This is a genomic window from Paraburkholderia sp. SOS3, from assembly GCF_001922345.1.
Lineage (GTDB): Bacteria > Pseudomonadota > Gammaproteobacteria > Burkholderiales > Burkholderiaceae > Paraburkholderia.
In genome coordinates this window covers 28,670-52,016 of sequence record NZ_CP018812.1, presented here as the reverse complement: position 1 = coordinate 52,016, position 23,347 = coordinate 28,670, and the positions used below count along the sequence as shown (strand labels likewise).

At 63.8% G+C, this 23,347-nt stretch carries 20 protein-coding genes and 2 pseudogenes; 11 read left to right on the top strand and 11 right to left on the bottom strand.

Translation table 11 applies throughout. The features are described 5' to 3' along the window. Positions 1–24 precede the first annotated feature (24 nt). Positions 25–735 (bottom strand): phosphatase PAP2 family protein, encoded by a 711-nt coding sequence (locus BTO02_RS20325; RefSeq protein ID WP_075159081.1) that lies wholly within the window; start codon positions 733–735, stop codon positions 25–27. Between the two features lie 330 nt (positions 736–1,065). Between BTO02_RS20325 and BTO02_RS20320 the strand changes: the two genes are divergently transcribed. Together BTO02_RS20320 and BTO02_RS20315 are read left to right on the top strand one after the other, a co-directional pair. Further along, on the top strand, positions 1,066–2,244 hold the full coding sequence (locus tag BTO02_RS20320; protein ID WP_075159080.1) for an extracellular catalytic domain type 1 short-chain-length polyhydroxyalkanoate depolymerase: 1,179 nt from the start codon (positions 1,066–1,068) through the stop codon (positions 2,242–2,244). A 92-nt stretch (positions 2,245–2,336) separates the two neighbouring features. Next, positions 2,337–2,513 (top strand): DUF3563 family protein, encoded by a 177-nt coding sequence (locus tag BTO02_RS20315; RefSeq protein WP_075159079.1) that lies wholly within the window; start codon positions 2,337–2,339, stop codon positions 2,511–2,513. A 61-nt stretch (positions 2,514–2,574) separates the two neighbouring features. On the opposite strand, the gene BTO02_RS20310 is transcribed toward BTO02_RS20315, so the two are convergent. The 5 genes from BTO02_RS20310 to BTO02_RS20290 all read right to left on the bottom strand — a co-directional run bounded on the left by BTO02_RS20310 (position 2,575) and on the right by BTO02_RS20290 (position 7,191). Continuing rightward, positions 2,575–4,092, bottom strand: a complete 1,518-nt coding sequence (locus BTO02_RS20310) for a cryptochrome/photolyase family protein (RefSeq protein WP_075159078.1) — start codon at positions 4,090–4,092, stop codon at positions 2,575–2,577. Between the two features lie 141 nt (positions 4,093–4,233). Then, positions 4,234–4,689 carry a MarR family winged helix-turn-helix transcriptional regulator gene (locus tag BTO02_RS20305; protein WP_075159077.1) on the bottom strand — a complete coding sequence of 152 codons (456 nt, stop codon included), beginning with the start codon at positions 4,687–4,689 and terminating at the stop codon, positions 4,234–4,236. 127 nt (positions 4,690–4,816) lie between these two features. Then, entirely contained in the window at positions 4,817–5,614 is a 798-nt protein-coding gene (locus BTO02_RS20300) for a BPSS1780 family membrane protein (protein WP_075159076.1), read from the bottom strand. After that, positions 5,605–6,600: a homoserine kinase gene (locus BTO02_RS20295; RefSeq protein ID WP_075159075.1), complete on the bottom strand. Its 996-nt coding sequence runs from the start codon at positions 6,598–6,600 to the stop codon at positions 5,605–5,607. The genes BTO02_RS20300 and BTO02_RS20295 overlap by 10 nt, the downstream gene beginning before the upstream one ends. A gap of 180 nt (positions 6,601–6,780) precedes the next feature. After that, a complete protein-coding gene (locus tag BTO02_RS20290; protein ID WP_075159074.1) occupies positions 6,781–7,191 on the bottom strand; it encodes a hypothetical protein in 411 nt (136 codons plus the stop codon). 187 nt (positions 7,192–7,378) lie between these two features. Here BTO02_RS20290 and BTO02_RS20285 point away from each other — a divergent pair, with 187 nt between their 5' ends. After that, positions 7,379–8,905, top strand: a complete 1,527-nt coding sequence (locus BTO02_RS20285) for an AMP nucleosidase (protein WP_075159073.1) — start codon at positions 7,379–7,381, stop codon at positions 8,903–8,905. Positions 8,906–9,110: 205 nt separating this feature from the next. Here BTO02_RS20285 and BTO02_RS20280 read toward each other — a convergent pair whose 3' ends face one another. Both BTO02_RS20280 and BTO02_RS20275 read right to left on the bottom strand, forming a co-directional pair. Further along, positions 9,111–9,641, bottom strand: a complete 531-nt coding sequence (locus tag BTO02_RS20280) for a chromate transporter (protein ID WP_075159072.1) — start codon at positions 9,639–9,641, stop codon at positions 9,111–9,113. Next, positions 9,638–10,303 (bottom strand): chromate transporter, encoded by a 666-nt coding sequence (locus BTO02_RS20275; RefSeq protein ID WP_083615281.1) that lies wholly within the window; start codon positions 10,301–10,303, stop codon positions 9,638–9,640. The genes BTO02_RS20280 and BTO02_RS20275 overlap by 4 nt, the downstream gene beginning before the upstream one ends. A 110-nt stretch (positions 10,304–10,413) precedes the next feature. Between BTO02_RS20275 and BTO02_RS20270 the strand changes: the two genes are divergently transcribed. Beyond that, positions 10,414–11,304, top strand: a complete 891-nt coding sequence (locus BTO02_RS20270) for a transcriptional regulator GcvA (RefSeq protein ID WP_075159071.1) — start codon at positions 10,414–10,416, stop codon at positions 11,302–11,304. A gap of 36 nt (positions 11,305–11,340) precedes the next feature. Here BTO02_RS20270 and BTO02_RS20265 read toward each other — a convergent pair whose 3' ends face one another. After that, on the bottom strand, positions 11,341–12,084 hold the full coding sequence (locus tag BTO02_RS20265; protein WP_075159070.1) for a TIGR00730 family Rossman fold protein: 744 nt from the start codon (positions 12,082–12,084) through the stop codon (positions 11,341–11,343). A gap of 154 nt (positions 12,085–12,238) precedes the next feature. Between BTO02_RS20265 and polA the strand changes: the two genes are divergently transcribed. From polA to BTO02_RS20250, 4 genes and pseudogenes are all read left to right on the top strand, one after another. Continuing rightward, positions 12,239–14,899, top strand: a complete 2,661-nt coding sequence (gene polA, locus BTO02_RS20260) for a DNA polymerase I (protein WP_332262281.1) — start codon at positions 12,239–12,241, stop codon at positions 14,897–14,899. 63 nt (positions 14,900–14,962) lie between these two features. Beyond that, positions 14,963–15,455: pseudogene (locus BTO02_RS35655) on the top strand (NAD(P)/FAD-dependent oxidoreductase); the annotation flags it as partial. 146 nt (positions 15,456–15,601) lie between these two features. Then, positions 15,602–16,411: pseudogene (locus BTO02_RS35650) on the top strand (NAD(P)/FAD-dependent oxidoreductase); the annotation flags it as partial. A 198-nt stretch (positions 16,412–16,609) separates the two neighbouring features. Next, positions 16,610–17,479 carry a dienelactone hydrolase family protein gene (locus BTO02_RS20250; protein ID WP_075161223.1) on the top strand — a complete coding sequence of 290 codons (870 nt, stop codon included), beginning with the start codon at positions 16,610–16,612 and terminating at the stop codon, positions 17,477–17,479. An 84-nt stretch (positions 17,480–17,563) separates the two neighbouring features. Here BTO02_RS20250 and BTO02_RS20245 read toward each other — a convergent pair whose 3' ends face one another. Together BTO02_RS20245 and BTO02_RS20240 are read right to left on the bottom strand one after the other, a co-directional pair. Next, a complete protein-coding gene (locus BTO02_RS20245) occupies positions 17,564–18,448 on the bottom strand; it encodes a sulfurtransferase (protein WP_075159068.1) in 885 nt (294 codons plus the stop codon). Positions 18,449–18,598: 150 nt separating this feature from the next. Beyond that, a complete protein-coding gene (locus tag BTO02_RS20240; protein ID WP_075159067.1) occupies positions 18,599–19,705 on the bottom strand; it encodes an aromatic ring-hydroxylating oxygenase subunit alpha in 1,107 nt (368 codons plus the stop codon). 308 nt (positions 19,706–20,013) lie between these two features. Between BTO02_RS20240 and BTO02_RS20235 the strand changes: the two genes are divergently transcribed. The 3 genes from BTO02_RS20235 to dxs all read left to right on the top strand — a co-directional run bounded on the left by BTO02_RS20235 (position 20,014) and on the right by dxs (position 23,205). Next, complete coding sequence (locus BTO02_RS20235) at positions 20,014–20,310, top strand: exodeoxyribonuclease VII small subunit (RefSeq protein ID WP_075159066.1); 297 nt, start codon at positions 20,014–20,016, stop codon at positions 20,308–20,310. Beyond that, positions 20,307–21,191 (top strand): polyprenyl synthetase family protein, encoded by an 885-nt coding sequence (locus BTO02_RS20230; RefSeq protein WP_075159065.1) that lies wholly within the window; start codon positions 20,307–20,309, stop codon positions 21,189–21,191. Before BTO02_RS20235 ends, BTO02_RS20230 begins: the two co-directional genes overlap by 4 nt. 103 nt (positions 21,192–21,294) lie before the next feature. Further along, entirely contained in the window at positions 21,295–23,205 is a 1,911-nt protein-coding gene (gene dxs, locus BTO02_RS20225) for a 1-deoxy-D-xylulose-5-phosphate synthase (RefSeq protein ID WP_075159064.1), read from the top strand. Positions 23,206–23,347 lie beyond the last annotated feature (142 nt).

Genomic DNA, 23,347 nt, shown 5'->3' with positions numbered 1-23,347 from the left:
CAACCACGATATCGATCAGACGGCTCAGGCCGACTGCGCCTGCGGTGCAGCCAATGAATCGTGCGCGCGCGACAGCGGCGCGCCGAGCATATGACTGCGGCCGCGCGTGGCCTTCCAGCGCGCGCGGACGAACGGCCGCGTATGACCCGACATCTTCATCGCGACATGCTCGACCCAGCGATGTGTCGGGATATGGATATGGTGGAACGCGGCGACGAGCACGACGAGGCTCATCATCACCGGCAATATCGACAGCGGGTTGTGGCTTTGCGTCGTGTGCCGCGCGAGGCGTAAAAAGAGCAGCGCGATTACCGCGCCCATCACGCAGCCTACGACCGCTTCCGACGGCGAATGCGCTTCGACAACGATGCGCGAGAAGCTGATCACAATGCCTACGCAGAACCCTGCGATGATGCCGGCCACGCGGATGGACGGTCGCGTCGGCAATAGGATCAGGAAAAACGCGACCGGATAAATCGCGGTCGACATCATCGCGTGGCCGCTCACGCCCGTGAAATCCCAGTCGCGCACGCCGATGCCCCAGCCGAGGAACGCGAGCTTCGTCACGAGCACGATCGATGCGGCGCCGGCGATCAGCGCGAGCCAGCCGAGCGCGAGCCGCGACGAATAGCCGACCGCGAGCCAGAGCGCGATCGCGACGGTCAGCGGCAGCGTCACGCTGGCGCCGCCGCAGCTACTCGTCACATACCAGAAATGGAGTGGCAGGTCGGGCATGGTAAAAAGCAACAGGCATCGAATGAACAGGCTTGAGCCGCGCAGCGGCCCCGGCGGCCGCTGCGGCCGATCAGGGAAGTGCTCCGGTAGCGCCGCAGTACCGCGCGCGTATTCTATAAGTAAAAAAACGCCGAATTCCACGTTATGTCGGCGCGAGGCCGCTGACGGAATCCGTCGCGCGCGTGCCTGCGGATTGCTCGACTGCATTCACGCCTGTTAACGAATCAGGCGCCTGTCACGTCGACAGCATCGCAGCGGGATTGATGTTATTGTGCAATGCACAAGAGCCCTCATCTGCAGGCAGACACCGATCCTTTTTGCGAGGTATGCATGGCAAAAAGTCTGACAAAAATATGGCTCGGCGGCCTCAAACGGTTGATCGCCATCCAGAAAGAGCATGCGCATGCGACGTTGAAGCGGACGTCCAAGCGACCCGCGCGGCCCGCCACGACGCGCCCTCCGGTCAAGGTACGCAAGACGGCGGCGCGCGACGCGCAGCACGCGGGCAAGCGCGAATCGCGCGTGCGGCCGCGTGCTGCGGCGTGGGCGAGCGGCACATGGACGCGCTCGTTCCACTCGGCGCCGGCAGCGCCTGGCCGGCTCGTGAATCATCTGCAGTACGGCCTTTATCTGCCGGCCGGCAAACCGCGCCACGGCGCGCCGCTCGTCGTGATGCTGCACGGCTGCAAGCAGACCATCGACGAATTCGCCGAAGGCACGCGGATGAACCTGCTCGCGGATCGCTTCGGCTTCGCGGTCGTCTATCCGGAACAATCGAAGCATGCCCACGCGCATCGCTGCTGGCATTGGTATGACGATTCGGACAACGCCGGCGGCGCGGAGGCGCTAGCCGTCGTGTCGCTCGTCGATGCGCTGGTGGCCGAACATGGCCTCGACCCGGAACGCGTGTATGTCGCGGGCCTGTCGGCCGGCGCCGGCCTAGCGTCGCTGCTCGCGATGCGCTATCCCGAGCGGTTCGCGGCCGTCGCGCTGCATTCGGGCCCGGCATTCGGCGAAGCACATTCGGGTATCACGGCGATGGACGTGATGCGCCGGGGCGCGCGCCAGGATCCGGTCGGGCTCGTCGATCGTGCCGCCGACGTCGATGCGTATCCGGGCATGCCCGCGATCATCATGCAAGGCGAAGGCGACCCCGTGGTCGCGCCGGTCAATGCCGATCAGCTGGCCACGCAGTTTCTGCGGCTCAACGGCCTCATCGACGCGAGCGGTGTCCGCAAGGCAGGCGACACAAAAGAGGATCGCAAAGCGACCGTCGTGACGCGAGACTACGTTCGCGGCGGGCGGCGCGTCGTGCGCCTGTGCCGCGTTCAGGGTCTCGGTCACGCATGGAGCGGTGGCGACGACGCCGTGCCGTTCCATTCGTCGAAGGGGCCCGATGCAAGCAGCTTGATATGGGAATTCTTCAGATATCAGCGTCGCAGCGTGGCGCCGGAAGGCGCCGGTAAGCAACAGCGCGCCGACAGTGGCGACTTTTACACCTCTCCTTAAAGAAAAGCTGGTGTTGGGTTCGGGTTTTCCCTATAATGCGGAGCAACAACTAAGGGTTATCCCTTAGCTTTACTCTTCCAAGGGGTTGAACCATGTACCTGCTGAGCCGCCTTTTCCTGTTCCTGACGAAATCCGCTGACGAAGTCGCGAAAGAACGCCAGGATGCGTACCTGTCGGAAGCAACCGATCTGTACGACCTCGAATTCCGTATGCGCAAGCTCGATCGCGAAGCGCAACGCCGTCAACCGGCGTGGATGAGCCAGCACTAAGCATTGGTTGACCGTGGGCGTGCGTCGGTCGGCCGAAAGGCTGGCCGGTTTCGGCGCGACCTCAACCCTTTCGAGGCCGCACTCGCCCAAAGCGCTCGAGCGTCAACTGCCGCGCTTGCGCATGGTCGACCATCGGCGGCGGGTAATTCTCCCCGAGCACCACGCCCCATTCCGCCAACTGTTCCGCGCTCGCCAGCCATGGCGCGTGTATCCATTTCGGCGGCACTTTTTCGAGTTGCGGCAAATAGCGCTTGATAAAGCGCCCCTGCGGATCGAACCGCTCCGACTGCGTGACGGGATTGAAGATGCGAAACCACGGTTGCGCGTCGCATCCCGTCGACGCCGCCCATTGCCAGTTGCCGTTGTTCGCCGACAGGTCGAAGTCGTTCAGCATCTCGGCGAAGTACTGTTCGCCGAGATGCCAGTCGAGACCCAGATCCTTCACGAGAAAGCTCGCGGTCACCATGCGCAGACGGTTATGCATATAGCCGGTCGTATTGATCTGTAGCATGGCGGCGTCGACGAGCGGATAGCCGGTGCGCGCTTCGCGCCAGGCCGCGAACGCGGCGTCGGCTTCATGGCCGCGCTCCCAGCGCACGCTGTCGAACTCGGGCTTGAACGGCGCACCGTCTGCAACCTGCGGGTGGTGCGTAAGAATCATGAAATAGAAGTCACGCCAGATCAGCTCGGTTAGCCACGCGGAGGCGCCGCCACCGTCGGGCTGCAGCGACAGATCGTTGGCGAGCCGCGCGAGCGTGCGAATCGACACGGTGCCGAAGCGCTGATGCACGGACAGATAGCTAGGGCCCGCGGCGGCCGGGAAGTTGCGGCGGTCTGCGTAGCTGTCGATACGCGTCAGAAAGTCTTCCAGTAGCTGTTGTGCGCCGCTCATGCCCGGCGGCAACTTCAGGTCGGCGAGATTGCTGCGTTCGAAACCCAACTGGCTGAGCGACGGTATGCCGTGGTCGAATTCCGCCGGCGGCTTCGCGAGGCTCTTCGCGTAACGTTCGACCGGGTAAGGCTTGAGGTCGAACGGCGTCAGCTTCCTGAGCCACGCATTGCGATACGGCGTGAAAACCGAAAACGGCTTGTTCTGGCCGTTCAGCACCTCGTCTCGCTCGAAAATCGCCTGATCCTTGAACGTGATCAGTTCGCGCTGCGCGTCGCGCAGTCGGTCCGCGACGGTTTCATCGCGCTCGATCGCCGACGGTTCGTAGTCGTGATTCGCGAATACGGCGTCGATCTTCAAGCGTTCCGCGAGCTTGGGGATCACGTCGCGCGGATCGCCATGCGAAACCATCAGCCCGCCATGTCCGTCGCGCAGCGACCGGTCCAGTTCTGCGACGCTTGCAACGATGAAATCGACGCGCCGGTCCCGCGGCATCTGCTTCGGATCACGTTCCCGCGCGCGATCGATCAGTGGTTGCAGGATCGTCGAATCGAAAACGAAGACGCACCAGACGTGCCGGCAATGCTTGAGCGCGTAGTAAAGCGCAGCGTTGTCGCCGGTGCGTAAATCGCGGCGAAACCAGACAAGGCCGTGGTCGAAGGAAGCGTCGAGTTGCCGCGGTTCGGTCATCGTGATGGGATCGGGCGATAGAAATGGTGGGCCGGCGAGACAGCAAATGCCGGGCTGTCCCGGTTGGAGCCGGTGCAAGAAAAGCGCCTGCTCGAACTGCGCATCGGCTGCGGCGTTTAATCGTGCGCCGCCACGAAAGGACTACCCGCGTTCGAGATGTTCACTGAGCGTCCCGCGCAACTGCGCGAGGTCGTCGCGCAAGCGCACGACGAATTCCAGTGCCTGACCCGTGGCACCGAGAATTTCGGTAGGCACCTCACGCGCAGCGCGCTTGAGCGACGTACCGGCTTTTGTCAGGCGGATAAAGACGAGCCGCTCGTCGTCGGTGCCGCGCGTGCGCTCGACGTAACCTTGCGCCTCGAGGCGCTTGAGCAGCGGTGTGATCGTCGCGGAATCGAGATTGAGCCGCGCAGCGATATCCTTGACCGTCACGTCGTCGCCTTCCCACAGGACGAGCATCGCGAGATATTGCGGGTAGGTCAGACCGAGCCTGTCGAGCAGCGGCTTGTAGGCTTTCGTCATCGCAAGCGACGCCGAATACAGTGCGAAGCAGAGCTGGGTGTCGAGCGTAAGCGGCAAAAGCGGGCGCTGGGTCATGATGCATCTCGGCGAAGGAATGCAAGAGAGCGGCAGGAGAGCGGCGAGAGCGCGCGAATTGATCGCGTGCTAAGCATTGTGCCGCAATCGGGTGACGCTGGCGAGCACGAGCCGAGCCGCCGCGAAATCAGACGACCGGCGGCGCCGGCTGTTCGGGTCCCTGGACGCCGAAACAGCCGCGATACGTTGCATAGAACGAGCAATAGAGCATGGTCGTGACGATGATCGATGCGGGCATCAGCACGATCAGCGCGTGGTCGCTGGCGCCGAGCGCCTGCAGCAGCGTGGATAGCCCGAGCGATACGGTGATCGCCACCGCGAGCCACAGCACGCCGTACACGACGAATGCCCCGCGGTTGCGCCAGCAACTGACGATGCTGAAGAACATTGCCTTCACCGGTGGCACGTCGTGCCACGCTGCGAGTATCGGCGAGAACCAGAACAGCATCGCGACGGGCACGTAGAAAGCGAGCGCGGTGAGGACCGCGAGCGGCAGGTTGCTGGTCGCTAGCGCCTCCTGCTGCATCGCCTCGCCGGTCACCATGAGCCGCAGCAGCACGCCGCCGTCGGCAAGCGCGGAGCCCGCCAGCACGAGCGCCATCGCGACGATATAGAGGCATCCCAACAGCAGCAGGCGTTTGGTGACCGTCGAGCCGTATGAGCGGAAGCCATCGACGAGGATGGTCGGGAACACCGGCTTACCGGCGATCGTATCGCGGCATGCCGCCATGAAGCCGACCGCGATGCCGGGGATCAACGCGAGCGGCAACACGCCGCCGATCACGGGAATCAGCGAAATCAGCGTCATTGCGAGCAGGTACGCGAAGAATAGCGTCAGGAACGCGAGCGGGTTCTTGCGGAACAGCCATATGCCCTGCCGGAACCACACATAGCCGGTCTTCGCGGGGACTTCGATCAGTTGCATGAGGTGTGAATGCCTGGGAGTGCGACGCCTTGCAGACGTTCGCGAAGAATGCGCTCGAAATGACCGGGGTCATGCGGTTTCAGCAGTTCGGCCGCGCGCGGCATATGGAAATCATACAGGCGCGAGACCCAGAAACGGTACGCGCCCGCACGCAGCATATCGCCCCAGTGGCGATTTTCCTCGTGCGTGAACGGACGGACAGTCTGATACGCACGCAGCAATGCTTCGACACGCGCGTCGTCGAGACGCCCGGTCGGCAGATCGACGCACCAGTCGTTGACGGTGACCGCGACGTCGAAAAGCCATTTATCGCAGCCCGCGAAGTAGAAATCGAAGAAGCCGCCGAGGCGCACTTCGTGCCCGGTGCCGGGAGCCGCGTGCGCGAATAGCGCGTTGTCGCGGAACAGATCGCAGTGGCACGGGCCGCCGGGCATCGCCGCATAGCCGGCCGATGCAAAGAACGCGTGCTGATGCGCGAGTTCGTCGGTCAGCAGCGCGCGTTGAGCGCCGTCGACGAAGCGCAGCAGGGCAGGCACCGTGTCTTCCCACCAGGCGAGGCTGCGCAGGTTCGGTTGATGATGCGCGAAGTCGCGACCCGCGAGATGCATGCGCGCGAGCATCTGTCCGACTTCGACGCAATGCTCGACGCCGGGCGCCAGTTCCGGCGCGCCTTCGAGCTTCGTGACGATGGCCGCAGGCTTGCCGTGCAGCATGCCGAACAGCGCGCCATCGTCGCGCGGCACCGGGTCGGGCACCGGCACGCGATGCGCGGCGAGATGCCGCATCAGGTCGAGATAGAACGGCAACTGGCGATCGGTCAGCTTCTCGAAGATCGTCAGGACGTATTCGCCGCGCGAAGTCGTCAGAAAGAAGTTGCTGTTTTCAATGCCGGGCGTGATGCCGCGAAATTCGACGACGTCGCCGAGGTCATAGTGGCGCAGCCATTGCGCGAGTTGGGCTTCGGTTACAGCAGTGAAGACGGCCATGCGGAAAACATCGGTCGGGTTGGTGGGCTGGCGTTCTTGGGCCGCCAGTGGGGTGGTCGAGGGTGATGAACCGGTTGTAGCGTGCGTTTATGCGATGACGCGAATCATGCGCGGTGCTTGCATGGACAGGTCCGGTGTTTCCGGGCCGTGAGCCTCGCGCGCACCGCGGGCAACGTTCGTTCAGTACTTGATGTTGAAGGACGGCAGGCGCGTGGTCGGGCGCGAGCTATCGTGGACTTGCGGCGAGGTGTCGATCGGCGCGCTCATCTGGTAGCGCGTGCCGAAGTTCGAGCGCACGTCGATTTCGACAGGCTTGCCGCGGTCGCGGTACTCGGTGATCTCGGTGCCGTTGCCGCTGCGTTCGTAGAAGCTCGGCGTGCGCGGCACGTTGATATCCACCTTGGAGCTGACTTCCGCCGCGGGGCGGTTGATCGCGTCCAGATCCGGCAGACCCGCCCGCTCGTTCGCGGACATCGGGGCGGTGGTCTGCTGCTGCGCAGGCGGCACCTGGTCGGCAGCGGCGGGCTGCGCGAGCGCGGCCCCTGACACGGCGAAAGCCAGTGCGACGGCAGCGGGAAGGAGGGGCTTCATGGTGATTCTCCGAGAGGGTGATGCGATTCTAGCAAATCCGGTTCGGCCAACGGCCGGCTTCGCCTTATTTTGCGCCGCTTTCGACGATTGTGCGCGGCGCGTTGGCGCAAGCGCATTGGCGGCGTGGCAGCCGGCCGGGCGGCGCGGGTTCCGTGGTAATGTGAGCCTATCAACCGAGGCACGTGAAATGAACTACGAGACCAATCAGCGCCTGGTGCAGACGCCGGCCAGCGCGTATACGACGGAGGCGTTCGACGATCCCACCGAGGCTGTCACGCGTCTTTCCGCAATATACGAAGCGAACACGTCGTTCTTGCGCGATGCTTTCGCGCGCTATCGGCGCAACGAAGCATTCGAGCGCCGCGTGCGCGCGTGCTATCCGTTCGTGCGCGTGCGTACCGAAGTCAACACGCACGTCGACTCGCGCCGTTCATATGGTTTCGTCGCGGGCCCGGGCGTATTCGAAACTACCGTGACACGGCCCGACCTGTTCGGTAATTACTATCGCGAACAATTGCGGCTGCTGGCGAAGAACCATCATGTGGCGATCGAAGTGGGTGTCTCGGACCAGGCCATTCCGATCCATTTTGCGTTTGCGGAGGGCATCCACCTCGAGGGCGATCTCGACCGCGACCGCCTCGTCATGATGCGCGACGTGTTCGATACGCCGGACCTCGCGCTGCTCGACGACCGGATCGTCAATGGCACGTACGAACCGATGCCGGGCGAACCGCATCCGCTCGCGCTGTTCACCGCGGCCCGCGTCGATTTCTCGCTGCATCGGCTCAGGCATTACACGGCCACGTCGCCGACGCACTTCCAGAACTATGTGCTGTACACGAACTATCAGTTCTACATCGACGAGTTCGTGAAGCTCGGCCGTACGATGATGGCGCATACCGACGATGCGGAATTGCGCGCCTATCGCGGCGAGTACACGTCGTTTGTCGAGCCCGGCGACGTGATCACGTACAACGCGAATCTCGGCGAGCAGGAGAGCGAAGGCACGTCGCCGCCGCGGCTGCCGCAGATGCCCGCCTATCACCTGAAGCGCGCGGACGGCGGCGGCATCACGATGGTCAATATCGGCGTCGGGCCGTCGAATGCAAAGACGATCACCGACCATATCGCGGTGCTGCGTCCGCATGCGTGGGTCATGCTCGGCCATTGTGCGGGGCTGCGCAATACGCAGCGACTCGGCGACTACGTGCTGGCGCACGGCTACGTGCGCGAAGATCACGTGCTCGATGACGATTTGCCGCTGTGGGTGCCGATTCCGGCGCTCGCCGAGGTGCAGGTCGCGCTCGAGCGCGCGGTTGCGCAGGTCACACGGCTCGACGGCGTGGAACTGAAGCGCGTGATGCGCACGGGGACGGTGGCGAGCGTCGATAACCGCAACTGGGAATTGCGCGACCATCGCGAGCCGGTGCAGCGGCTATCGCAAAGCCGAGCGATTGCGCTCGATATGGAAAGCGCGACGATTGCGGCGAACGGATTTCGCTTCCGCGTGCCGTACGGCACGTTGCTGTGCGTATCGGACAAGCCGCTGCACGGCGAGCTGAAGTTGCCCGGCATGGCCGATCAGTTTTATCGTGCGCAGGTGGACCAGCATCTGCAGATCGGGGTGGCCGCGATGGAGTTGCTGCGGGCCGATGGCTTGCATCGGTTGCATAGCCGGAAGTTGAGGAGTTTCGCGGAAGTGGCCTTTCAGTGAGTGTGGGCGCATTGGCGTCTGTCACGAGGACAGTCGGTACGCTGACCGCTGGGCTTGAGTTTCGCGTGTCGACGCGCCCGGCGTTGACGGACTTTGTTCCGCGGCCGTCATAAGAAGGAAAAACTCGGCCACCGGCGTTGATCACTCCGTTGGTGGCTTTGTCGGAGACCAGTCTTTGCACTGTACCGCGTCCACACGCAAAGGCCTACAGAAAACCCAACCCAACCAACCCGATCACGCTCCCCGCCGCCAGCAGCCACAACGGATGAATGCGCGTCGTGAACGAAAGCGCCGCGCAAACTCCCGTGATGTTCCACGCAAGCCACGTCGAATCCGACGCGCGTGCAATCAGCACGGCGCTTGCCGCAACGAGCCCCGCGGTGACCGGCACGAGTCCCTTCTGCGCGATGCTGCGCCACGGCCGGTCTTTGAAGCGCTCCCACGCGTGCAACGCGAGCGCGGTGACGAGCGACGACGGACCGAACTTCGCAATCGATGTGACGAGCACGCCCGCCCAGCCGGCCACGTGCCAGCCGACCAGCGTGACGACCATCATGTTCGGTCCCGGCGCTGCCTGCGCGAGTGCAAACAGCGCGCTGAATTCGCTGGCCGGCATCCAGTGATGGACATCGACCACCTGCCGCTGCATCTCCGGCAGGATCGTATTGCCGCCGCCGAACGCGAGCAGCGATAGCTGGCTGAAGATCAGCGCGAGCGCGACGAGCGTGGCGATCATCGTCCGGCTCCGCTCGAGGACTTCGAGGACTTCGCAGCCGCGTGCGCGGCGAGCGCGATGCTGAGCGGCGTGAGCACGAGCATCGTCGGCAGCAACGGAAAGCGCATGACCGCGATCGCCACGAAGCCGAGCGCGGCGATGCCGGCCGCGACCGGGTTGCGCCGCAGCGGCATCAGAATCTTTGCCGCCATCGCAATCAGCAAGCCTGCCGCCGCCGCTGCAAGGCCGGCGAACAGATGCTGAACATGCGGATCGTTTTGCGTGTGTTCATAAAGCACACCGAGTGCGATCACCACCAGCGATGGCCCGGCAATCAGACCGAGCAGTGCCGCGAGCGCGCCGCGCCAGCCGTGAAAGCGCATGCCGATCGCAACCGACAGGTTGATTACGTTGCCACCCGGCAGAAACTGGCACAGCCCGAGCAGATCGGTGAACTCGGCGCCGGACAGCCAGCGGTGCCGTTCGACGACGGTGCGCCGCGCAAGCGGCAACGCGCCGCCGAACGACGTGAGCCCGAGGCCGAGGAAGCCTTTGAACAGATCGCCGACGGTAGGGACGGCATTCGGAGCGACGTCGCTTTCCGGCAACGCTTGCGTGTTCGAGGCCGAGGTAGCCGACGCGCCCGACGCCCCCTGCGCGGAAGAGGAGGAGTGTTGATTCATTGAAATCGCCCCTTGGTACAGGCTACGGAGGGTAGCGCTGTTCGCGAGCAATACAAAACGATTTTTTGGGCGCTTGCTTGTGACTTGAACTCACAAGCATAATCGTGGGCATGACGCGCAAGCTACCCCCGTTTCCCGCGCTGCGCGCGTTCGAAGCCGCGGCGCGCCGCGAAAGTTTCAGCGCCGCCGCGGACGAACTCCATGTGACGCACGGTGCAATCAGCCGCCAGGTCGCCGCGCTCGAAGCATGGGTCGGCGTGCAGGTGTTCGACCGCATCGGCAAGCGCGTGCGGCTTACCGACGGCGGCCGCCGTTATCTTGCGCAGGTGCAGACCGCGTTCGACAACCTCGCATCCGCCACTGAACAGTTGCGCGATACCGGCGTCGTGCACGTGCTACGCGTCAACGCGTTGCCGACCTTCGCGATGAAATGGCTGCTGCCGCGTCTGAGCCAGTTTCAGCGCATCGCGCCGAACGTGGAACTGCGTCTTGCGACATCGAATGCGCCGGTCGAGTCGATCGACGGCTTCGACATCGCAGTGCGGCGCGGTCCCGCGCATTGGCCGAACTGCGTGAGCGGCCATTTCCTCGACGAAAGCGAAGCGCCGGTCTGCAGTCCCGCGCTGTTGAAGCGCTCGCCGATCAACGCGGCCGACGATCTTTCGCGTCACGTGCTGCTGCATTCCGATACGCGTCCCGACGCATGGCGCCAGTGGCTCGCTACCGCGGGCGTGAAATCGAAGTGCCGCAAGAAGCAATCGTTCGACCACTTCTATCTGGCACTGCAGGCGGCCGTCGACGGCCTCGGCGTTGCGCTAGGGCCGCTGCCGATCATCGACGACGAACTCGCGTCGGGGCGTCTCGTGATGCCGCTGGAAGGGCCGCGCATCGCGTTGCGCGGCTATTGGTGGGTGGCGCGGCGCGAAGTGGCCGATGCGCCGCTCGTTACGCAGTTCTGCCGCTGGCTCGAAGCGCAGTCGAAACAGACGGATGCGCGCTAGCGAGCGCACCGCCATTCGCGATAAAGCGTTGCAGCGTTACAGGTAGAACATCCGGTCTTCGTCCGACTTGGTCGGATGCACCTCGGCCTCTTCGCGTTCCTCATAGAACGACAGCACGGCTTCGAGCACCTGGTCCGGGTCGTCGATCACCTGCATGAGGTTCATGTCTTCGGGATTGATGAGGCCCATCGGCACGAGGGCTTCCTGGAACCAGCCGAGCAGACCCTTCCAGAACTCGGCGCCGACCAGAATGATCGGCACGTGACGCGACTTCTTCGTCTGAATGAGCGTGAGTACTTCGGCCAGTTCGTCGAGCGTGCCGAAGCCGCCCGGCATGACGATCACCGCGTCGGAGTTCTTCACGAACGTCACCTTGCGCGTGAAGAAATGCCTGAAGCGCAGCGAAATATCCTGCCACTGGTTGCCCGACTGCTCGTGCGGCAATTCGATGTTGAGGCCGACCGACGGCGCCTTGCCCGCATGCGCACCTTTATTCGCCGCTTCCATGATGCCGGGGCCGCCGCCGGAGATGACCGCGAAGCCCGCATCGGACAGTTTGCGTGCTATTTGCGTGGCGAGTTTGTAGTAAGGCGAGTTCGGTTTCAGGCGCGCCGAACCGTAGATACTGACCGCCGGCCGGATCTCCGACAGGTACTCGGTCGCCTCGATAAACTCTGCCATAATCGTGAACATCTGCCACGATGCGCGCGCCTTCTTGGCCGTTGCGCGCTCTTGATCTGCGAGTGAACGCAGACTCGGAATTACTTTTCTCTTAGTCATAATGCCTGAAGAACGAGATCTGGAAGCTGGGCTCAACACCGACCTGCAAGCCAAACCGGCAGCCGATGCAAAGCATGGACCGGGAACAGCACTGGAAGGTAAGACCCTGCTATTGGTCGACGGTTCGAGTTATCTGTACCGGGCCTATCATGCGATGCCTGATTTGCGCGGCCCCGATGGTGCACCGACGGGCGCGCTGTACGGCATCATCAATATGCTGCGCCGCATGCGCAAGGAAGTCACGGCAGAGTATAGCGCGTGCGTGTTCGACGCGAAGGGCAAGACCTTCCGCGACGACTGGTACCCGCAGTACAAGGCCAACCGCCCGCCGATGCCGGACGACCTGAGCCGGCAGATCGAGCCGATTCATGTGGCGGTGCGCGCGCTCGGCTGGCCGCTTCTGATGATCGACGGCGTCGAGGCCGACGACGTGATCGGCACGCTTGCGAAACAGGCCGAGAAGCACGGCATGAAGGTGGTCGTTTCCACCGGCGACAAAGATCTCGCGCAGCTCGTGACTGACCATGTCACCCTCATCAATACGATGACGAACGAGACGCTCGATCGTGAAGGCGTGCTCGCCAGGTTTGGCGTGCCGCCCGAGCGGATCGTCGATTATCTGTCGTTGATCGGCGATACCGTCGACAACGTGCCCGGCGTCGAGAAGTGCGGCCCGAAGACGGCCGTCAAATGGCTCACGCAATTCGAAACGCTTGATGGCATCGTCGCACATGCGGCCGAGATCAAAGGTGCGGTAGGAGACAATCTGCGCCGTGCGCTCGATTTCCTGCCGATGGCGAAGAAGCTCGTGACCGTCGATACAGCATGCGATCTGAGCCAGCATATCGATTCGATCGAAGCGTCGCTTGCTTCGCGCGAGGAAGCGCGCGACGAACTGCGCGATGTTTTCACGCGGCATGGCTTCAAGACCTGGCTGCGCGAAGTCGAAGCGGCGGAAGCGGTCGAAGGGCCGGGCGCAGGCGAGACGCCCGCGCCGGTCATCGATGGCGTGCGACACTACGAGACGGTGCAGACGTGGGAAAAATTCGACGAGTGGCTCGCGAAGATCGACGCCGCGGAAATAACCGCGTTCGATACCGAAACGACGTCGCTCGATCCGATGGTCGCCGAACTCGTCGGCTTGTCGGTATCGGTCGAGCCGGGGCATGCGGCATATATTCCGGTCGCGCATCGCGGCCCCGATGCGCCGGTGCAACTGCCGCGCGACGAGGTGCTCGCGAAGCTCAAGCCGTGGCTCGAAAGCGCCGATCGGAAAAAGGTCGGCCAGCATCTGAAATACGATGAGCAGGTGTTGGCGAACTACGGCATCGCGATGGAGGGCATCGAACACGACACGCTGTTGCAGTCGTACGTGCTCGAATCGCACCGTTCGCACGATATGGACAGTCTCGCGCTGCGTCATCTGGGCCTGAAGACGATCAAGTACGAGGACGTCGCGGGCAAGGGCGCGCAGCAGATCGGTTTCGACGAAGTCGCGCTCGAACAGGCCGCCGCCTATGCAGCCGAAGATGCCGATATCACCTTGCAGCTGCATCAAACGCTCTATCCGCAGGTGAAGGCCGAAGCCGGGCTCGATTTCGTTTACGCCAGCATCGAATTGCCGACTGCGCGCGTGCTGCGCAAGATGGAGCGCAACGGTGTGCTGATCGACGCGCAGAAGCTGCAGCAGCAAAGCAACGAGATTGCGCTGCGCCTCATCGAGCTCGAAAAGGAAGCGTACGTGCTCGCCGAAGGCGAATTCAATATGGGCTCGCCGAAGCAGATCGGACAGATCTTCTTCGAGAAGCTGCAACTGCCGGTGATCAAGAAGACGCCGAGCGGTGCGCCGTCCACCGATGAAGAAGTGCTGCAAAAGCTCGCCGAAGATTACCCGCTGCCGAAGCTGCTGCTCGAGCATCGCGGCCTGTCGAAGCTGAAGTCGACCTACACGGATAAGCTGCCGCGCATGGTCAACGCGCGCACCGGCCGCGTGCATACGAATTACGCACAGGCGGTTGCGGTAACGGGCCGGCTTGCATCGAACGATCCGAACCTGCAGAACATTCCGGTGCGCAGCGGCGAAGGCCGGCGCATCCGCGAGGCGTTTATCGCGCCGCCGGGCCACAAGCTCGTGTCGGCCGACTACTCGCAGATCGAACTGCGCATCATGGCGCACATTTCGGGCGACGAGTCGTTGCTGAGCTCGTTCGCACAAGGCGAGGACATCCACCGCGCCACTGCGTCCGAAGTGTTCGGCGTCACGCCAATCGAAGTGAGCTCCGATCAACGTCGCATCGCGAAGGTGATCAACTTCGGCTTGATCTACGGCATGAGCTCGTTCGGGCTCGCATCGAACCTCGGCATCACGCGCGATGCGGCGAAGCTTTATATCGACCGCTATTTCGCGCGCTATCCCGGCGTCGCACGCTATATGGACGATACGCGCGCGAGCGCGAAGGCGAAGGGCTATGTGGAGACGGTGTTCGGGCGCCGTCTGTGGCTGCCCGAGATCAACGGCGGCAACGGGCCGCGCCGGCAGGCCGCCGAACGCGCGGCGATCAACGCGCCGATGCAGGGCACCGCGGCCGATCTGATCAAGCTGTCGATGATCGCCGTGCAGAAGTGGCTCGACGAATCGCGCATCGGCACGCGCATGATCATGCAGGTGCACGACGAACTGATACTCGAAGTACCCGATGAAGAGCTGTCCCAGGTTCGCGAGCGGCTGCCCGAGCTGATGTGCGGCGTTGCATCGCTGAAGGTGCCGCTTGTCGCGGAAGTCGGCGCGGGCGCGAACTGGGAAGAGGCGCATTGAGGTTCATCCGCGGCGCACGCCGCGGCGACGTCTAACTCGTGGATCAGAAACCGGAGAGTCTCGATGCATCGTATCGTCGTCGTTGGTGGGGGAGCGGGCGGGCTGGAACTGGCCACGCGCCTGGGTGACCGTTATGGCCGCGGCAAGCGGGCCGAGCACGCGAGCGTGCACGTCACGCTGGTCGACCGCTATCCGACGCATGTGTGGAAACCGCTGCTGCATGAGGTGGCGGCGGGCAGTCTCGATCCGTTCACGCAGGAACTGCCGTATGCGGCGCAGGCGCGCTGGCATGGTTTCGATTTTCAGCAGGGCGAGCTGAAGAAGCTCGATCGCGCGGCGAAACGCATCACGCTCGGCGCCATCGCGGACGACGACGGCGCGGAGTTGCTGCCGCAGCGCGAGCTCGGATACGACACGCTTGTGATCGCGATCGGCAGCACGACGCATTTCTTCGGCGTGCAGGGCGCGCAGGAGAATTCGATTGCGCTCGATACGGTGCCGCAGGCCGAGCGCTTCCGCAAGCGGTTGATTGCGGCGTGCGTGCGGGCGGAGTATCGGACCGAGCACCAGACTGAGCATGCGGGCGAACTCAGGACGGCGCAGCAGGCCGAGGCTCAGTCGGTCGTCGCGGCGGACGTGGCGCAAGCGCAAGGGCACGGACAGGCTCAAACCCAAGCTCAAGCCTTTGCCGCACAGCCTGGCGAGCCGCGCATTCAGGTTGCCATTGTCGGCGGCGGCGCGACCGGCGTCGAACTATCGGCCGAACTGCGCAACACCGCGCACGTGTTGTCCGCGTATGGTTTGCATAAGCTCGATCCGCGCCACGATATCGGCATCGTGCTGATCGAAGCGGGCCCGCGCATTTTGCCCGCGCTGCAGGAGCGCGTGTCGACGGCGACGACGGAATTGCTGACGAAGCTCGGCGTGCAGGTGATGGTCGGCGAGACCGTCGCTGAAGTCGCCCCTGGTGTCGTGCGCACCGCGAGCGGCAAAGCCATGCGCGCCGATCTGACAGTCTGGGCAGCCGGTATCAAGGCGCCCGCGGTACTCGGCGAACTCGACGGCCTGCCCGTTAACCGGCTTGGCCAACTGGTCGTGCGACGCACGCTGCAAACCGAAATCGACGACGACATCTTCGCGCTCGGCGACTGCGCAGCCTGCCCGTGGCCCGGCAACGAGCGCAACGTGCCGCCGCGCGCGCAGGCCGCGCATCAGCAGGCGAGCTTTCTGCTCAAGGCGATCGCGGACCGGCTTGCGGGCCGCCCGTTGCGGGAGTTCACGTATCGCGATTTCGGCTCGCTCGTATCGCTGGGCCATTTCAGCGCGGTCGGCAATCTGATGGGCGGCGTGATCGGCGGCAACTTCCTGATCGAAGGTCTGTTCGCGCGCTTCATGTACATGTCGCTTTATCGGTTACATATCGCCGCGTTGCACGGCTATGCGCGGATGGTGCTCGATACGTTCGCGCACTGGCTGCATCGCACGACGTCGCCTCGCGTGAAGTTGCACTGAGTCGCGGCGAACCGCGAGCCTGAGGCTCGGCCACTTCTGCAAGCCGCCGCACGGGAGGCGTATCCTGTTGCGGTTTCGGCTGCCCGCTTGTCCGCTCTCGCATGCATCGACGATGCCGGCCGAATGCTGGTCACCGCTGTTCAACATTGGTCGTTCGACATTGGCCGTTCGACTTTGCCGCTTATCGAGGAGCGCAGCATGCTGAAGCCTGAAATCGACAGTTTGATTCCGCACGTCCCTTTCAATCGCCGCACGTTCATCAAGGCCGCCATCGGCACCGGCTTTGCGGCTTCGGTGCTGCCGGTTTCCGCGCAAACCGTTCATACCGACAGCGAAGGCCTCGAAGCGGGCGAAGTCGGCATCCATTCCGGCGATACCCTGGTGCCCGCCTATCGGGCGCAGCCGAAGGGCAAGACGCATTTGCCGGTCATCATCGTCGTCCATGAAATCTTCGGCGTGCACGAGCATATCGCCGATGTATGCCGGCGTTTCGCGAAGGCCGGCTACCTGGCGATCGCACCGGACCTGTATGTGCGGCAGGGCGACGCGTCCGCTTACACGAGCATGCAGCAGTTGAACGAGCAGCTCGTCAGCAAGGTGCCGGACGAGCAGGTCCTGCAGGATCTCGATGCGACCTTCGCGTGGGCCGGCGAGCATAACGGCGATCTGAACCGCGTCGGCTTGACGGGCTTCTGCTGGGGCGGGCGCATCGCGTGGCTCTATGCGGAGCACAATCCGCGTCTGAAGGCGGCGGTCGCATTTTATGGGCGCGTGGTCGGCACGCCGACGACGTTGCAGCCGTCGAATCCGATCGACCACGTCGGCGATCTGAAGGTGCCCGTGCTCGGCTTGTATGGTCGCGAGGACCAGAGCATTCCGCAGGACACGCTCGCAAAAATGAAAGCGCTGATCGCGCAGGGGCCGCAGCAGGCGCGCGGTTCGCAGTTCGTCGTGTACGACGATGCGGGGCATGCTTTCTTCGCGGATTATCGGCCGAGCTATCGAAAGGCCGATGCGCAAGATGCCTGGCGCCGTGTGCTTGCGTGGTTCAGGCAGCACGGCGTTTGATCTGAAGCAGGCGGCGTGTAACGGCCGCGCTGGCGCCTCGCGCGCTCGCGATATCCCGCCTGTCCGCTGCGCCCAGGCTCGGGCTCAAGGTTTGGCCCCGGTCGCAACCGGCCGGGCCGGGTCCGCACTCCATTCGCTCCACGATCCAGGGTACAACGCGGCGCCGTGCAAACCGGCAATCTCCATCGCGAGTGCGTTATGACATGCGGTTACGCCGGAACCGCATTGCAGCACGACCCGCTCCGGCGCGACACCGGGCATGACCGCGCCGAACTCGTCGCGCAACGTGTGCGCCGCTTTGAAGCGGCCGTCTGCCGTGAGGTTGTCCTTGAAGAAGCGATTCAACGCGCCGGGAATATGACCGCCGACGCGATCGAGCGTCTCGTTCTCGCCGCGATACCGATCGGCGGCGCGCGCATCGAGCAGCGTGCGCTCATGCGTGTTCAGGTTGTGTTCGACGGCCTGCGCGTCGACGGTCACCGCAAGCGGCTTGCCGGCCTTGAAGTCGCCGCGCGTGGTGGGTGGCACATCTTGCGTGAGCGGCTGCCCGGCCGCCTGCCAGGCTTGCAACCCGCCGTCGAGCAGCGCGACCGAATCGTGGCCGAGCCAGCGCAGCAGCCACCACAAACGCGCCGCATACATGCCGCCGTGCGCGTCATAGGCGACCACCTGCTGACCTTGCCTGAGACCCAGTGCGGCCAGCGTATCGACGAGATGTTGACGGTCGGGCAATGGATGGCGCCCATTCTTGCCGGTCTTGGCTCCGGACAGGTCGCGATCGAGATGCAAATAATGCGCATGCGGCAAGTGGCCGGCCGCATACGCCTTCGGACCCGCTTCGGCATCGACCAGATCGAACCGGCAGTCCGCAATGAATACGTTGTCTGGCGCCGATGCGAGCCGCTCGGCGAGATTCTCGGCCGAGATGAGCGTCGTGTGATGGGTGTGAGGTGTGGCGTTCTGGGACATGGCGGCTCCTCAAAGCAAACGAGGCCGGACGGTGCCGGACGATGTGTCTAGTAGTCTAAACAAAAAAGACGGGCCCGAAGCCCGTCCTTTACACGTCGTTCAATGCCGCGCCGTCTTGCGAAGCGACGCGCGCCTCGCCATGACTGGAGATCAGATCGTCCCCAACTCGCGGCGCAAAAACTCGTGGAAGTGCTGCATGCCGTCTTCCATCGGGCTTTGATACGGGCCGACCTGAGATTCGCCGCGCTCCATCAGCGCACGGCGGCCCGCGTCCATCCGCTCGGCGATCTCGTCGTCTTCGCGGGCCGTTTCCATATAGGCGGCGCGCTCGGCTTCGATGAAATCCCGTTCGAACAGCGCAATTTCTTCAGGGTAATAAAACTCGACGACATTGGTGGTTTTTTGCGGACCGCGCGGAATCAGCCACGACACGACGAGCACGTGCGGATACCACTCGATCATGATGCCCGGGTAGTACACCATCCAGATCGCGCCGAATTCGGGCGGCTTGCCGTCGCGAAAGCGCAGTACCTCGTCGTGCCATTTCGCGTATGTCGGGCTGCCCGCGCGCGCGAGGCCGTTATGGACGCCTACCGTTTGCACGCTGTACCAGTCGCCGAATTCCCACTTGAGGTCGTCGCAATTCACGAAGCTGCCAAGGCCCGGATGGAATGGCACGACGTGATAGTCCTCCAGATAGACCTCGATAAAGGTCTTCCAGTTGTAATTGCACTCGTGGACTTCGACGTGATCGAACATATAGTCCGTAAAGGCGAAGTGGTCTTTCGTGCCGAGGCGCGCGAGATCTTTCGCGACATCGCGTCCTTGCGCTTCGAAGAGCAGCCCATGCCAGTTCTGCAGCGGCGTGGCGCCGAGATTCAGACAGGGGTTGTCCGCGAAGTGCGGCGCGCCGAGCAACTGGCCGTTCAGGTCGTACGTCCAGCGGTGCAGGGGACAGACGATATTCTCCGTGCTGCCGCGACCGTTCAGCATGATCGCCTGGCGATGCCGGCACACGTTCGACAGCAGTTCGACCTGCGATTGCTGGTTGCGAACGAGGACGCGACCTTCGCTTTCGCTCGGCAGGGCAAAATAGTTTCCCGTTTCGGGCACCATCAATTCGTGCCCGACGTAACGAGGACCTTTCCTGAAAAGGGTTTCGAGTTCGCGCGTAAGAAGCGCTTCGTCAAAGTAAGCGGCGACTGGCAGCTGACTATGAATAGCTCGCAACTGCAGCGCATTGCTCAGATTGGACATTCCCACTCCCGATGAAGACGTGAAAGCAGTGAACAACCCAACCATCGAAGATTCGATTTAGGGAGCCCGCGATTATACCTGTTTCCCCCTCCTTGGGGACTTTAAGTACCTGATTTGGGTCAAAATTGTCTTCGAAGTTCGCGTTTTTACCCTATCGGCGCTAGAGTTTTTTGACGGACGCGACGCGCATGCATGCCATGGCCCGCATGTCGTGTGCCCAATGCGCAACGGCATCGGAGCCGGTGGTGAGATCGGAAATGTCGCTTTTGCCGTAGAATGTCCGACTTGTTTTAATTTTGCGACGATTCATGGCGAACACCGCATCCAACCAGAACGCTGATACGTCCCCTGCGGCAGAGGCCGGTGCGCCGCTGCCCGACACGTACGAAGCGGCGCTCGCGGAGCTCGAAGGGCTCGTCGGGCGCATGGAGGGCGGCAGCTTGAGTCTTGAGGAGTCGCTTGCCGCGTACCGGCGCGGCGCCGCCCTCGTGGCGTTCTGCCAGCAGCAACTCGAAAAAGTCGAACAACAGGTTCGCGTGCTTGATGGCGAAACGCTGAAGCCGCTCCCCACAACCGCCGCTGATAGCGGAGACGACGATCTATGAATTTCGAACAATGGATGCGCACGGTGCTCGAGCGCGTGGAACAGGCTCTCGATCACTACTTGCCGCCCACCTCGACCGCCCCGGCGCGCCTGCATGAGGCGATGCGCTACGCGGTGCTGGGCGGCGGCAAGCGCGTCCGTCCGTTGCTCTGCCACGCGGCAGGCGAGTTGACGAGCGCGCGTGCCGAGTCGCTCGAGGCCGCCGCGGCCGCGCTGGAAATGGTGCATGTGTACTCGCTCGTGCACGACGACATGCCATGCATGGACGACGATGCCCTGCGCCGCGGCAAGCCGACGGTGCACATCCAGTACGATGAAGCGATGGCACTGCTGGTCGGCGACGCGCTGCAGTCGCAGGCATTCGTCGCGCTGACCGAAGGCGCGGCGCTTGCTGCCGCACAGCAGGCGGCGCTGACGCGCGAGCTTGCCCTCGCGATCGGCTCGATCGGCATGGCGGGCGGCCAGGCCATCGATCTCGCGAGCGTCGGCCACAAGCTTACGCGCGAGCAACTCGAAACGATGCACCGTATGAAAACCGGCGCGCTGTTGCGCGCGTCGGTGCGCATGGGTGCGCTGGCCGGCGAGACGCCCGATGCGAACGCGCTGCGCGCGCTCGACGCTTATGCGGCGGCCGTGGGCCTCGCATTCCAGGTGGTCGACGACATCCTCGACGCCACATCCGATTCGGCCACGCTCGGCAAGACCGCGGGCAAGGATGCGAAGGACGGCAAGCCGACTTATGTATCGATTATCGGGCTCGACGCATCGCGCGCGCTCGCGGCGCAACTGCGCAGCGATGCACACGCGGCGCTCGCGCCCTTCGGCACGCGCGCACAGCGTCTTGCCGAGCTTGCGGACCTGGTCGTGAACCGGGTCAGCTGAAGAAGCGAAGAACCAACGCGAAAGCCCGCCGCCACGCTAGAGACCAGAAGGGGTAGGCGCGAATGAAGTGCGGGCGCGCAAGTTTTCCTACAATGGAACGACGATGTACGACTTGCTGAAAACCATTGACGACCCGGCCGCCCTGCGCCGCCTCGACCTCCGCCAGTTGCATTCGCTTGCCGGCGAGCTGCGTAATTTCGTGCTCGACAGCGTGTCGCAAACCGGCGGACATCTGTCGTCCAATCTCGGTACCGTCGAGCTGACGATCGCGCTGCATTACGTGTTCGACACGCCGCGCGATCGCATTGTCTGGGACGTCGGCCACCAGACCTATCCGCACAAGATCCTGACGGGCCGCCGCGACCAGATGCATTCGCTGCGCCAGCTCGGCGGCATCTCGGGCTTCCCGCGCCGCTCGGAATCCGAATACGACACGTTTGGCACCGCGCATTCGAGCACGTCGATTTCGGCCGCGCTCGGCATGGCGATCGCGAGCAAGCTGCAGCACGAAGACCGCTTTTCGATCGCGGTGATCGGGGATGGCGCGATGACGGCGGGCATGGCGTTCGAAGCGATGAACAACGCCGGTGTGGCCGACGACGTGCCGCTGCTCGTCATCCTGAACGACAACGACATGTCGATCTCGCCGCCGGTCGGCGCGTTGAACCGCCATCTTGCACGGCTCATGTCCGGCCGCTTCTACGCGGCCGCGCGCGCGGGCGTCGAACGCGTGCTGCGCGTGGCGCCGCCGATGCTCGACCTCGCGCGCAAGCTCGAAGAACACGCGAAGGGCATGATCGTGCCGGCTACGCTGTTCGAAGAGTTCGGTTTCAACTACATCGGTCCGATCGACGGGCACGATCTCGACTCGCTGATCCCGACGCTGCAGAACATCAAGGAATTGCGCGGGCCGCAATTCCTGCACGTCGTGACGAAGAAAGGCCAGGGCTACAAGCTCGCCGAAGCCGATCCGGTGCTGTACCACGGCCCCGGCAAGTTCAACCCGGCCGAGGGCATCAAGCCGTCGTCCGCGCCTGGCAAGAAGACGTACACGCAAGTGTTCGGCGAGTGGCTTTGCGATGCGGCCGAGCTCGACGCGCGCGTGGTCGGCATCACGCCGGCAATGCGCGAAGGCTCGGGTATGGTCGAGTTCGAGAAGCGCTTTCCGGACCGCTACTACGACGTCGGCATCGCGGAACAGCATGCGGTTACGTTCGCGGGCGGCCTCGCGGCCGAAGGCATGAAGCCGGTCGTCGCGATCTACTCGACGTTCCTGCAGCGCGGCTACGACCAGCTGATTCACGATGTCGCATTGCAGAACCTGCCGGTCGTGTTCGCGATCGACCGCGCGGGTCTTGTCGGCGCGGACGGCGCGACGCACGCGGGCGCCTACGACCTCGCGTTCCTGCGCTGCATCCCGAACATGACGGTGATGGCCGCGTCGGACGAAAACGAATGCCGTCAGATGCTGTATACGGCGCTTCAGCAGCCGAACCCGACGGCGGTCCGCTATCCGCGCGGCGCGGGAACGGGCGTCGCGACCGTCAAGCAGATGGCCGCACTGCCGGTCGGCAAGGGCGAAATCCGCCGCGAAACGTCGCAGCCCGCGGGCAAGCGCATCGCGATTCTCGCGTTCGGCACGATGGTCGCACCGTCGCTCGCCGCCGCCGAGCAGCTCGATGCGACCGTCGCCAACATGCGCTTCGTGAAGCCGGTCGACGCGGAGCTGATCCGCGAACTGGCGGAAACGCACGATGCGCTCGTCACGGTCGAAGAAGGCAGTGTGATGGCCGGTGCGGGCTCTGCCTGCGTCGAAGCCCTGCTGGCAAGTGGGGTTATCAGGCCCGTACTACAATTGGGCCTCCCCGATCAGTTCATCGATCATGGGGATCCGGCCAAGCTGCTCGCCGAATGCGGTCTCGACGGCGCGGGCATCGCGAAGTCGATCCGCGAACGGTTCATCGATCATGTCAGCGCGGCATCGGCCGGAAAGTCGGTGAAGCGCGTCGCCTGAGCCTGACGGCGCACTTGCCGCCGGTTGCGGCATTCTCCAATACGAGTCGATGGGCCGTGGAGCCCATCCGGAACCGCCGGCTTGAAGCCGGCGGTTGCCATTTGCAGATCGCCATTTGCACGCACGCGCCCGCGCGTGCCCG